Below are 11,946 nucleotides of genomic sequence, written 5' to 3'. Positions count from 1 at the left end.
CGGTCGGCGACCAATGCCGGTTTCGCCACGGTGTACGCGCTCGCACTGCGAGCCGACCCGGGCCGTTGTTCGATGCGTGGCGTGGGCTGGGGGCTGCTGGCGGCCTCCGGCGTCGTGGCCGGTTACGTTGTCGCCCTTGCCGTTCCGTCGCTGCGATGGCAAATGGCCGAACTCGCCGACCGCGGGCCCGAAGTGTCGACCAGGGAATGGGTGGGGGTGCACATCCCGTTCGGAACCGTCTACAGCGAGGAACTCGTTTTCCGCGGCACGCTCGACCCTTTGCTGGACCGTGTTCTCGGTCCGCCGGCCGGTGCATCGGTGGGTGCGGCGACTTTCGGACTCTGGCACATCGCTCCCGCGCGAGCCGTGGGCGACAGCGTTCCCCTCACCGCGGCCGTCACCACGGCAGGCGGGCTGGTGTTCGGTTGGCTGCGCCGCCGTACCGGGAGTACTGCTGCACCGGCCCTACTGCACCTCGCCATGAACGCGGGCGGAGCGATCGCTCCCCGCCTGGCCAGACGTTTCGAAACCGCGGCGCGCGGCGCTCGTATGGCTCGGGTCCGTCTGGGGACGGCTGGGGATGATCGAGTGACCCCCGGTTTCGGGCGCGGCTGAGCACCCTGACGTCGTGGCTCGCCTATGCCGTCACCCTGCAGCGCGTGGGTCGCGCCAGGGGGAAAGTAGGGTCGGGCACGTGGCAGGACGAGGGACGGTCGATCCCGCGCAGACGCGGGCGGCGGTGGCGGCGGTGAGCGAGTGGTTGCGCGACGAGTCGGTCGACGCGCCCGCGCGGGCGGAACTCGCGGCGGCGGTACGCACCACGGCGCGCTCGCTGGCGGCTTCCGCGCCCGGCCATTCGGTCGAGGTCCGGGTGCCGCCGTTCGTGGCGGTGCAGTGCGTCGAGGGCCCTCGGCACACCAGGGGTACGCCACCGAACGTCGTGGAGACCGACCCGCGCACCTGGCTGCTGCTGGCCACGGGACTGCTGGGGTTCGACGACGCCCTCGCCTCCGGCGCGGTCACCGCGTCCGGCACGCGCGCGGCCGAGATCGCGCACTGGCTGCCGATCGTCCGAGTCGGCTGAGCGGCGCCGCGCGACCGCACAGGCCGCCCGATGACCCACCACGTGTCCACGATCGAGGACAGGTCGCGCTCGCGCTGTCGGCAATCGCGTCACGGCAGCGGACATAAGCGCTCGTGAACTTGTCGCGGCACGTTGACGGCAGCGGCCGCGTGCGCTCTCAGTCCGTTGCGGCAGGGTAGCGGCCACGAGCGCTCTTGAACCGTTGCGGCAGGCACGGCAGCGGTCACATGCCGCTCGTAACCCGTTGCGGCAGCGTCACGGTCGCGTGCGGACGTCCTCGCCCGGCCGCGTTCGATCACCGCCGCGGACGGTTCACGCGCGGACGATGTTGCGGCGCTCCAGCCCCTTGCGGTCGTAGAAGCGGGTGACCGCCGCGCCGAAGATCAGCCCGATCGCCAGCCCGAGAACCGCCATCCACACACCGCGGGTGAGTCCGGCCTCGAAATCGGCGTCGAAGTACAGGATCGACCGCACGCCGAGGAACACCTGGTGCATGGGTTCGAAGGAGGCGAGCCAGCCGAAGTACCGCGGCGTCGCCTCGATCGGCACGGTGCCGCCGGAGGACGGCAAGCCGAGGATGACGAACAGGATGAGGTTCACCAGCAGGCCCGCCGAGCCGATCGCCGCCAGCATGGACAGCCCGGTCACGCCGACGGCGATCATGGCCAGCGCGCTGTAGAGGTACAGGGCCAGCGGATTGCCGATCGGCATGTGCAGCACCTTGCCGACGATCAGGAACACCGCGGCGACGATGTTCGCCGCCAGCACGAACACGCCCCACTTGATCAGCAGCGTCTTGAACCGCGAGATCGGCGTCGGCGGGTAGTGCACGTACCACGGGCCGTACTCGGTGGGCACGAAGCCGAGCTGCGCATCGATCATGGTGTGGATGACCATCGCGCCGACCACACCGGCCAGCAGCAGCAACAGGGCGTAGAAGAACGCGGTCAGGCCCTGGCCGCTGCCGTGCGGCAACGGGTGGTACTGCTGCTGCACCACCTCGATCGGCGACGCCAGCGCGACCCTGGTCGCGCCGGACAGCTCGGGCGCGGGCGGACCACCCGGACGCGGGGCGAGCTGGGCGTTCACCTGATCGAGCAACTGCTTGCCGACCTGCTTGTTCACCTCGGTCAGCGCCTCGTTGCCGACCCGCAGCACGATCTGCGTGCCGAACGCGCCGGTGCGCGGGTTGGTCTGCACCGTGATGATCGGCCGCGGGATGTCGCCCGGTATGACACTGCCCACACCCAAGTTGCCGAGTTGCTTGCTGAAATCGCTCGGGATGATGATCGCGCCGTAGACCTGCCCCGACTGCATCTGCCGCTCGGACTCGTTGATGCTGAGTACGCGCAGGTCGACCTTGTCCGACGGCACCCCGTCGGCCAGGGCCCGGGTGATCTGGTCGCCGAAGTTGACCTTCTGCTCGGCGCTCCCGCTACCGATGATGTCGCCCACATCCTGATTCACCAGGGCGATCGGGAAATCGTGCAGGTTCTGCTCCGGATCCACGACATAGTCGAGGTACATGATCCCGAGCAGCGCGGTGAGCAGGCTCAGCACCGCGAGCGGAAACAGCACCATCCGGGGCCATGGCCTGCGCGCCGGCGCCGCGCCAGGCTCCGTCGTGCTCGCGTCGTCCGTGGTCGTCACGGTCCGCACCGTAACAGCCGGGGCGCTGCGGCGGCCCGCTTCCGGGCACCTCGGATTGCTGTTCGGATGCGCGGCGGTGCGCGGGCACCCGGGCGGCGTCCGTAGAATGAAATCTGCCCCCAGCCCGCCCGAACAGGGAGCAAACGGTGACCAACGCCGAACTGCCGGTCCAGAGCATTTCCGCCACCTCCTGTCCCGCCCCGGACGTCGACGAGAACGAGCCGCGCGAGGAGTGCGGAGTGTTCGGCGTCTGGGCGCCGAGCGAAGAAGTGGCGAAACTCACGTATTACGGGCTCTATGCCCTGCAACACCGTGGACAGGAGGCAGCGGGCATCGCGGTGTCGGACGGCTCGCAGATCCTCGTCTTCAAAGACCTCGGTCTGGTCAGCCAGGTGTTCGACGAGCAGACGCTGGCGGCCATGCCGGGTCACATCGCCGTCGGTCACTGTCGTTACTCCACCACGGGCGGGGTGACCTGGGAGAACGCCCAGCCCATCTTCCGCACCACCGCGGTGGGCTCCGGACTCGCCTTGGGGCACAACGGCAATCTGGTCAACACCGCCGAATTGGCCGGCCGCGCACGCGAACTCGGCCTGCTCGCCTCGGTCCGGGGCGGGCGCCCGCAGCCGGCCGCGGCGACCTCCGACTCCGACGTGGTCACCGCGCTGCTCGCGCACGCCGCCGCCGATTCCAGCATCGAGCAGGCCGCGATGGAATTGCTGCCCACCCTGAAGGGGGCGTTCTGCCTGACCTTCATGGACGAGCACACCCTGTACGCCGCGCGCGACCCGCACGGCGTGCGCCCGCTGTGCCTGGGCAGGCTGGAGCGTGGCTGGGTCGTTGCCAGTGAGACCGCCGCGCTGGACATCGTCGGCGCCGCCTTCGTCCGCGAGATCGAACCCGGCGAATTGCTGGCGATCGACGCCGACGGCGTGCGCTCGATGCGCTTCGCCAACCCGGAGCCCAAGGGCTGCGTCTTCGAGTACGTGTACCTGGCCCGGCCGGACAGCACCATCGCGGGCCGGTCGGTGCACGCCACCCGCGTGGAGATCGGCCGTCGCCTGGCGAAGGAACACCCGGTCGACGCCGACCTGGTGATCCCGGTCCCCGAATCCGGCACCCCGGCCGCGGTCGGCTACGCGCAGGGCTCGGGCGTGCCCTACGGCCAGGGCCTGATGAAGAACGCCTACGTCGGCCGCACGTTCATCCAGCCCAGCCAGACCATCCGGCAGCTGGGCATCCGGCTCAAGCTCAATCCGCTGCGCGAGGTCATCCGCGGCAAGCGCCTGATCGTGGTGGACGACTCGATCGTGCGCGGCAACACCCAGCGCGCGCTGATCCGCATGCTGCGCGAGGCGGGCGCGCTGGAGATCCATGTGCGGATCGCCTCGCCGCCGGTGAAGTGGCCCTGCTTCTACGGCATCGACTTCGCCTCGCGGGCGGAGCTGATCGCCAACGGCGCCGGCACCGAGGGCGACGTCGCGGACATGGTCGAGGGCGTGCGCCGGTCGATCGGCGCCGACACCCTCGGCTACATCTCGCTCGACGGCATGATCGCCGCGACCGAGCAGCCGCGCTCGCGACTGTGCGCCGCGTGCTTCGACGGCAATTACCCGATCCCGCTGCCCACCGAGGCCGCGATCGGCAAGAACGTGCTCGAGGGCATGCTCACCGGCCAGACCGAGGCCGAGCTGCTCGGCGACAACGCGAATGCGAGCGCGCTGAGCCGTCCGTGATCGCGGGACGCCGCTCGGCATCCGCGTAGCCGAACTCGCTCACGGCGTGCCGCACAATGAGCGCATGGACCCGACGTACGCCGCCGCGCTGGAGCCTGTGCGCCGGGATCTGGCCGCTACCTGCGCTGTCCAGCCCATCGTGGTCCAGGAGACGCATCAGGGCGTGGACTGGGTGATGTTCTACGAACCGGACGGTAGCGGCGCCGGGATCGGACCGCTGGTCGGCGACGACTACGCGGAGCAGGTGGCATACCTCGCCGACAAGGCGCACGAGTGGGCGGTGGAGGCATTGTGGACGGCGGGCGAGTCGCCGGTGTGGCCGGTGTGCCCGACGCATCCGAACACTCATCCGCTGGCGGCGGGCGTGAGCGGCGGGGTGGCGGTGTGGTCGTGTCCGCGGACAGGGGCGATGGGGGCGCCGATAGGGCAGTTGGGAGTCGGCGTCCCATGACCCGTCCCGTTCGCTGTCGCGCGTAGTGATGTGGCCTGCTCGAGACATCACGCGATGCGGCGACCGGCAATTCTGGACGTACGACCGATTTTCCGCGCTGGTCGTAGTCGCTGCGCATAACACCTGCTGAGAGCGCCGCGAATTTTCTTCGGAAACGTAACGTGCCGAAAATGCTTCGTAGGTACGGTGCCGATCAGATCGGAAGTTCACCCGTGTCCGCACCCGGCCTGCAACGCGGTGCGGCGCTCGAGAAGTGGGGCCGTGATGAGGAATTCGAGGTTGGGGCGACGGATCGGGACGCGAGCCATCGCGGCCGTCGGCTTGCTGGGATTGGCCGGGTCGGTACTGGCGGGCTGCGGTTCCGGGCGAACCGGCGATGGCGGTGACGGCTTGGTCGCGGGCACCACCGACAAGATCTTCTCGCTCGATCCCGCGGCCGCCTACGACAACGGGTCGCTGGTCGCCGAGACGCAGATCTATCAGTATCTGCTCAATTTCGCGCCCGGCGACGCGACGCCGAAACCGGACGCGGCCCAGAAATGCGAGTTCACCGCGCCCACGGTGTACACCTGCACGTTGAAGGACGGCTTGAAGTTCGCCAACGGCAACCCGCTGACCGCGACCAGCGTGAAATTCTCCTTCGATCGCATGGTGCGGATCAACGACCCGAACGGTCCCGCGTCGCTGCTGGGCAACCTGGAGAAGACCGACGTGGTGGACGCGCGCACCGTCGCGTTCACGTTGAAGGTGCCCAACGACCAGACCTTCCCCGCGATCCTGCCCACCCAGGCGGGGCCGATCGTCGACGAGAAGGTGTACGCGCCGGACAAGGTGATGCCGGACGAGGACGTGGTGCAGGCCAAGGGTTACTCCGGCCCGTACACCATCGCCAGTTACGACAAGAACAAGCTGGTCGAGTATCGGGCTTTCGCCGACTACAACGGCATCCTCGGCAAGCCGAAGACCGAGACGGTGTCCACGAAGTACTACGCCACCGCCGACAACATGAAACTCGACCTGCAGAACGGCTCGCTCGACGTCGGATACCGGTCGTTCACGCCCACCGACATCGAGTCGCTGCGCGACGACGGCAAAGTCGCCGTGCACGAAGGCCCCGGCGGTGAACTGCGCTACATCGTGTTCAATCTGAACACCATGCCGGGTGGCACGCCCGCGCAGAAACTGGCCGTTCGGAAGGCCGTCGCGGCCACCGTCGACCGCGCGGCGCTCGCGGACGGCGTCTACAAGAAGACCTACCTGCCCGCGTATTCCTCAGTGCCGCAAGGCATGCCGGGCGCGGCCGAGCCGTTCAAGGACATCTACGGCGCCGGGCCGAACAAGGACCAGGCGGCGAAGTTCCTCGCCGATGCCGGAGTCGCGACGCCGGTCGAACTGAATCTCCAGTACAACCCCGACCACTACGGTTCCAGCAGCTCCGAGGAATACGCGGCGATCAAGTCGCAGCTGGACGCCACGGGTTTGTTCAAGGTCAACTTGCAATCCACCGAATGGGTCACCTACCAGCGCGAACGCGCCCGCGACGGCTACCCGCTGTTCCAGTTCGGCTGGTTCCCCGACTTCCCGGACCCGGACAACTACCTCTCCCCGTTCTTCGGCCCGAACAACTTCCTGCAGTCGCATTTCGAGGACCCGGGCATCTCCGCCCAGCTGATCGCCCAGGCGACCCAGCCCGACAAGGACAAGCGGCTCGCGCAGATCCAGCAGGTGCAGCGTGACCTCGCGCAGAACTTCCTGCCGATCGTCCCGCTGCTGTCCGGCAAGCAGATCGCGGTCTCCGCCACCGGCGTGCACGGCGTGGAGCAGACGCTCGACGCGTCGTTCAAGTTCCGCTACACGGTGCTGAGCAAGTGAGTTCCGCCGACACGGCCGGACCGGAGGCGGACACCGCACCGGCCTCGGTTCCGGCCCGGTCCTCCGGCCTGCGGCGAACCGGCAAGGGCGGCGGCGATTCTCGCCACAGCGCGTTGCTGCGCTACCTCGGCGTCCGCCTGCTGCTGATACCGGTGACCGCGTTGATCCTGGTCACGGTCGTGTTCTTCCTGATGCGCGTGGTCGGCGATCCGATCAGCGCGGCGATGGGCGGACGCATGACCCAGGAACAGATCGAGGCGCGCAAGGAGGCGGCCGGGCTGAACCGGCCGATCCTGACCCAGTACGGGGACTACCTGTCCGGGCTCCTGCACGGGGATCTCGGCCGCTCCCAGGACAACCGGGAAATCAGCGAGGTGGTGGTCACCTACGGCGCCGCCTCGCTGGAGCTGGTGTGCTGGGCGCTGGTCGTCGCGTTCGCGATCGGCGTCCCGCTGGGCAGATACGCCGCCACCCGGCGGGATTCACCCGCCGATACGACACTGCGGTTGCTGGCCATCTTGTTCTACGCCGCACCGGTGTTCTTCGTCGGCCTGCTGCTGAAGCTGGTGTTCGCGGTGCGCTTGGGCTGGCTGCCGGTGGCGGGCCGGGCCAGCACCAATGTGGAGCTGCGACTGCAGCATGTCTCGCCGAAGACCAACATCATGGTGATCGACGCGATGCTCTACGGCGACGCCGGATATCTGATCGACGTGCTGAAACACGCCGTGCTGCCCGCCATCGCGCTCGGCTTGCTCACCGCGGGCATCTTCCTGCGGCTGGTGCGGATCAACCTGATCCAGACCCTCCGCGCCGACTACGTGGACGCGGCGCGGGCCCGTGGGCTGTCCCGCCGAGTGGTGACCGGGCGGCACGCCTTCCGCAACGCGCTCATCCCGATCGTCACGGTGATGGGCATGCAGATCGCCATGATGCTCGGCGCCTCGGTGCTCACCGAGACCACGTTCGAGTGGAAGGGCCTCGGCTACCAGTTCGCGCAGTACCTGTCGGCGCGCGACTTCATCGCCGTGCAGGGCATCGTCGCGTTCATCGCGCTCATCGTGGCGGTGATGAGCTTCCTGGTCGACGTGCTGGTGGCGCTGATCGATCCGAGGGTGAGGTTCTGATGACCGCTCCGGAATTGCTGAACGAACCTTTCGTCCCCCCGCCCGCGGCGCGCCGGGGTGTGCCGGGCCTGCGGCTGTTCGCGATGACCGCCGGTTTGCAGCGTGCGACGCTGGTCCTCGGGCTCGCCCTGGTCGGTCTGTTCGTCGTGGCCGCACTCTTCGCTCCGTTGATCGCGCCGTACGGATTCGCCCAGAGCGCCTCCGACGGCGTCGATTTCGTGCGCCAGCAGGCGCCGTCGGCCGAGCATTGGTTCGGCACCTCGGTGCGCGGGGAAGACGTGTTCTCCCGGGTGGTCTACGGCGCGCGGACCGCCTTGTGGGTGATCGCGATCTCGCTGGTGCTCTCGCTGGTGATCGGGGTGCCGCTCGGCCTGCTGTCCGGCTATGTCGGCCGGTGGCCGGACCGATTGCTCGTGCTGTTCATGGACGCGATGTACGCCTTCCCGACGCTGCTGCTCGCGATCGTGGTGTCCATCGTGGTCGCGGGCGGTCGCTCGACCAGCTTGGGCGGTGTGCTGTCCGCGGCGGTGGCGATCACGGCGGTCTTCGTCCCGCAGTACTTCCGGGTGGTGCGTAACGCGACCGTGGCCGTGAAGCAGGAGCCGTACGTCGACGCGGCGCGGGTGACCGGCGCGTCGACCACGCGCATCCTGTTCCGGCACATCCTGGCCAATGTCACCCAATCGCTGCCGGTGATCATCACGCTCAACGGGTCAGAGGCCATCCTCACCCTGGCCGGCCTGGGCTTCCTCGGTTTCGGCATCGAGCCGACCCAGGCCGCGGAGTGGGGTTTCGACCTGAACAAAGCGCTGCCGGACGTGTCCAACGGCATCTGGTGGACCGGCGTCTTTCCCGGTGTCGCCATCGTGCTCGTCGTGCTCGGCATGACCTTGGTCGGCGAGAGTCTCAACGAAGTGCTGAATCCGGTCCTGCGCACCCGTCGTGCGGCGGCGGTCGCGGCCGGTCCGGACGGCAGGAAGGACGCGACCGATGCCTGAGTCATCCGCCGTGGACCGGGGCCGTCCCGCCCTGTCCGTCGAGTCGTTGTCGGTCACCTTCGCCACCGACGCGGGGCCGGTGCACGCCGTCACCGACGTCTCCTACGAGGTCTATCCCGGCGAAGTGCTGGCCATTGTCGGGGAGTCCGGTTCGGGCAAGTCCGTGAGCTCGCGCACGGCGATGGGATTGCTGCCGGAGACGGCCACGGTGCGCGGCCTGGTCACCCTGGGAGCCGAGCAGGTCACCGCGATGAACGATCAGCAGCTCACCGCATTGCGCGGCGGCGCGGTCTCGATGGTGTTCCAGGAGCCCGGCTCGGCCCTCGACCCGCTGTTCACCGTCGGTTTCCAGATCGGGGAGGCGCTGCGCGCCCACACCGATCTGTCCAAGAAGGCCGCCAAGGCGCGGGCGGTGGAGTTGCTGCGGCTGGTCGGGCTGCCCGATCCGGAGCACCGGGTGGACTACTACCCGCATCAGCTGTCCGGCGGGCAGAAACAACGCGTGATGATCGCCATCGCCATCGCCTGCGAGCCGAAGGTGATCATCGCCGACGAACCGACCACGGCGCTGGACGTCACGGTGCAGGCCGAGATCCTGGCGCTGCTACGAGACCTGCGCGACCGGATAGGCAGCGCGATCGTGCTGATCACCCACAACATGGGCGTGGTCGCCGACATCGCAGACCGCGTGGTGGTGATGCGCGACGGCGCGGTGGTCGAACAGGCGCCGGTGGACGAGCTGTTCGCCCGTCCCACGGCCGATTACACCCGCACCCTGCTGGCCGCGGTACCTCACCTGGGCAGCGAGCAGATCGCGCACGGACCGTCCGGATCCGCCGGGTCGGAAGGCGACCCGGTGCTCGAGGTCCGTGATCTCGTGGTCGAATTCCCCGGGCCGTTCGGCCGGCCGCGTTTGCGCGCCGTCGACGGGGTGAGCCTGCGCATCGGTCCCGGCGAGACGCTCGGCCTGGTCGGTGAGTCCGGATCGGGCAAGTCCACCATCGGCCGCTGCGTCGCGGCGCTGCAACGGCCGACCTCCGGGACGGTGCGGGTGCGCGGGCAGGACATCGTGGGGCTGTCCCCGCGCAGGCTGCGGCCGATCCGGCGACGTTTCGGGTTCGTCTTCCAGGACCCGGCCAGTTCGCTGAACCCCCGGCTCACCGTGGGGGAGTGCGTGGCCGAACCGCTGCTGGTGCACAAGGCGGGAAGCGCGGCGGAGATCCGCGCCCGGGTGCGCAGGCTGCTCGACGACGTGCGGTTGCCCGCGGGCGCCGAACGCCGCTACCCGCACGAGTTGTCCGGCGGTCAGCGTCAGCGCGCCAGCCTGGCCCGCGCCCTGATCCTCGACCCCGACCTGCTGGTCGCCGACGAACCGACCAGCGCCCTGGACGTCTCGGTGCAGGCGGCGGTGCTGGAACTGTTCGGTGAGCTGCAACGCGAATGCGGCTGGGCCTGCCTGTTCATCAGCCACGACTTGGCGGTGGTGGACCAGCTCGCCGACCGGATCACGGTCCTGCGCGACGGCGCTGTGGTCGAAGAGGGCGATCGGAATCGCATTCTGCGCGCCCCGCAGGAGGACTACACCCGCCGCCTGGTCGCCGCGGTGCCGGTACCGGATCCGGTGCGGCAACGCCGCCGCCGGGCACGAGCGGCGCGGCTCTACGGCGACGAGACGGACTGATCGCCCGCTTTACGGTTGGCTCTGCCCTATTGTCAAGAGGGCGAGCCAACACCGGTGCGGGGTCGTTATCCGGCTCCGGTAGCGTGAGCAGGCATCTATCCGCCGATTCGGTTTGGAGCTTTCCCCGAAAATGACTGAACAGACCCCCAGTGGTGGTGCTTCGTACGCCGCGGCAGGCGTGGACATCGAGGCAGGTGACCGCGCAGTCGAGTTGTTCGGACCATTGGCGAAGAAGGCGACCCGGCCCGAGGTCCAAGGCGGCCTCGGCGGCTTCGCCGGGCTGTTCGCGCTCAAGGGCGGCTACCGTGAACCGTTGCTGGCGGCCTCCACCGACGGCGTCGGCACCAAGATCGCGGTGGCGCAGGCGATGGACAAACACGACACCGTCGGCCTCGACCTGGTCGCCATGGTGGTGGACGACCTCGTGGTCTGCGGCGCGGAGCCGCTGTTCCTCCAGGACTACATCGCCATCGGCAAGGTGGTCCCGGAGAAGGTCGCCGAACTCGTCTCCGGCATCGCCGAGGGTTGTGTGCGCGCCGGGTGCGCGCTGCTCGGCGGCGAGACCGCCGAGCATCCGGGGCTGATGGACCCGGACGACTACGACCTGTCCGCCACCGGCGTCGGCGTGGTCGAGGCCGACGCGGTGCTCGGGCCGGACCGGGTCCGTCCCGGCGACGTGGTGATCGCCATGGGGTCTTCCGGACTGCACTCCAACGGCTACAGCCTGGCCCGCAAGGTGTTGCTGGAGATCGACCGCATGTCGCTCACCGGACACGTCGAGGAATTCGGCCGCACCCTGGGCGAGGAACTGCTCGAGCCGACCAGGATCTACGCCAAGGACTGCCTCGCGCTGATCGCCGAGACCGATGTGCGCACCTTCGCCCATGTCACCGGCGGTGGCCTGGCGGCGAACCTAGCCCGGGTGCTGCCCGCGGGCATGGTGGCCGAGCTGGACCGCGGCACCTGGAATCCGGCGCCGGTGTTCAAGATGATCGCCCAGCGCGGCCGGGTGGAGCGGCCCGAGATGGAGAAGACGTTCAACATGGGCGTCGGCATGGTCGCCGTCGTCGCTCCGGAGGACGTGGACCGGGCGCTGGCGGTGCTGACCGCGCGGCACATCGAGTGCTGGACGCTGGGCACGGTCAAGAAGGCCAAGGACGCCGACGCGGTGCGCGCCGTCCTGGTCGGTGAGCATCCGCGGTTCTGATCCACGGCGAAGACACGTCAGAGTCCCGCATCCGCGTTCGATGCGGGACTCCGGTGTCTTGCAAGCCTTTTCGGCGCCAGGGACGTCAACCCGCGACAACGCCCGAAGGGGGAGGCCCGTCGGCCTCCCCCTTCGGCGTAAAT

At 68.9% G+C, this 11,946-nt stretch carries 10 protein-coding genes; 9 read left to right on the top strand and 1 reads right to left on the bottom strand.

Going from position 1 to position 11,946, the window contains the following annotated elements; all coding sequences use genetic code 11:
- The first annotated feature begins 81 nt into the window (after window positions 1-81).
- Window positions 82-615, top strand: a complete 534-nt coding sequence (locus U3653_RS20520; RefSeq protein ID WP_323124123.1) for a CPBP family intramembrane glutamic endopeptidase — start codon at window positions 82-84, stop codon at window positions 613-615.
- A 79-nt stretch (window positions 616-694) separates the two neighbouring features.
- On the top strand, window positions 695-1,084 hold the full coding sequence (locus U3653_RS20515) for a sterol carrier family protein (RefSeq protein ID WP_195078162.1): 390 nt from the start codon (window positions 695-697) through the stop codon (window positions 1,082-1,084).
- Between the two features lie 312 nt (window positions 1,085-1,396).
- Here the strand turns inward: U3653_RS20515 and U3653_RS20510 are convergent, their stop codons facing one another.
- The gene (locus U3653_RS20510) at window positions 1,397-2,665 is read right to left on the bottom strand and encodes a YhgE/Pip domain-containing protein (protein WP_195078415.1); all 1,269 of its coding nucleotides are present in this window, start codon (window positions 2,663-2,665) and stop codon (window positions 1,397-1,399) included.
- A 215-nt stretch (window positions 2,666-2,880) separates the two neighbouring features.
- Here U3653_RS20510 and purF point away from each other — a divergent pair, with 215 nt between their 5' ends.
- The 7 genes from purF (at window position 2,881) to purM (ending at window position 11,803) form a co-directional block, all read left to right on the top strand.
- Entirely contained in the window at window positions 2,881-4,470 is a 1,590-nt protein-coding gene (gene purF, locus U3653_RS20505) for an amidophosphoribosyltransferase (RefSeq protein ID WP_195078163.1), read from the top strand.
- Window positions 4,471-4,534: 64 nt separating this feature from the next.
- Window positions 4,535-4,921: a hypothetical protein gene (locus U3653_RS20500; protein ID WP_195078164.1), complete on the top strand. Its 387-nt coding sequence runs from the start codon at window positions 4,535-4,537 to the stop codon at window positions 4,919-4,921.
- 306 nt (window positions 4,922-5,227) lie between these two features.
- The gene (locus tag U3653_RS20495; RefSeq protein ID WP_397071208.1) at window positions 5,228-6,793 is read left to right on the top strand and encodes an ABC transporter substrate-binding protein; all 1,566 of its coding nucleotides are present in this window, start codon (window positions 5,228-5,230) and stop codon (window positions 6,791-6,793) included.
- Between the two features lie 68 nt (window positions 6,794-6,861).
- Window positions 6,862-7,917 carry an ABC transporter permease gene (locus U3653_RS20490; protein ID WP_195078416.1) on the top strand — a complete coding sequence of 352 codons (1,056 nt, stop codon included), beginning with the start codon at window positions 6,862-6,864 and terminating at the stop codon, window positions 7,915-7,917.
- A complete protein-coding gene (locus U3653_RS20485; protein WP_195078166.1) occupies window positions 7,917-8,915 on the top strand; it encodes an ABC transporter permease in 999 nt (332 codons plus the stop codon). Before U3653_RS20490 ends, U3653_RS20485 begins: the two co-directional genes overlap by 1 nt.
- Window positions 8,908-10,596, top strand: coding sequence for an ABC transporter ATP-binding protein (locus U3653_RS20480; protein ID WP_195078167.1), 1,689 nt, complete (start codon window positions 8,908-8,910; stop codon window positions 10,594-10,596). Before U3653_RS20485 ends, U3653_RS20480 begins: the two co-directional genes overlap by 8 nt.
- Window positions 10,597-10,726: 130 nt before the next feature.
- Window positions 10,727-11,803, top strand: coding sequence for a phosphoribosylformylglycinamidine cyclo-ligase (gene purM, locus U3653_RS20475; RefSeq protein ID WP_195044398.1), 1,077 nt, complete (start codon window positions 10,727-10,729; stop codon window positions 11,801-11,803).
- Window positions 11,804-11,946: the final 143 nt, after the last annotated feature.

Source organism: Nocardia implantans (assembly GCF_035544775.1).
In the GTDB taxonomy this organism is placed as follows: domain Bacteria; phylum Actinomycetota; class Actinomycetes; order Mycobacteriales; family Mycobacteriaceae; genus Nocardia; species Nocardia implantans.
This window is presented reverse-complemented; position numbering and strand designations above follow the sequence as displayed.